This is a genomic window from Niveispirillum fermenti (assembly GCF_048066175.1).
GTDB lineage: Bacteria > Pseudomonadota > Alphaproteobacteria > Azospirillales > Azospirillaceae > Niveispirillum > Niveispirillum fermenti.
On the sequence record NZ_JBLTXA010000153.1, the window covers coordinates 1 to 258 of the forward strand.

The 258-nt window shown below is 66.7% G+C and carries 1 protein-coding gene; it reads left to right on the top strand.

From position 1 onward, the window contains the following. Nucleotides 1-258, top strand: a 258-nt coding sequence (locus ACM9LZ_RS26115; RefSeq protein WP_416622417.1) for an MBG domain-containing protein, incomplete at both ends; no start/stop codon positions are given.

Sequence of the window (258 nt, forward strand, 5' to 3'; positions counted from 1 at the left end):
CGGCAGCAGCGCGAACCTGACGGGCTTCACCAGCAGCGGCCTGGTGAACAGTGACAGCATCAGCGGCGTCAGCCTGACCTCTGCCGGCAGCGGCACGTTGGCCAATGCCGGCAGCTATTCCATCGTGGCGGCCGGTGCGTCCGGCACGGGCCTGTCAAACTATTCGATCACCTATGCCGAGGGGACGCTGACGGTGAACCCGGCGTCGTTGACGATCACGGCGTCGGGAGCGACCAAGACCTATGGCGGCAGCGCCAG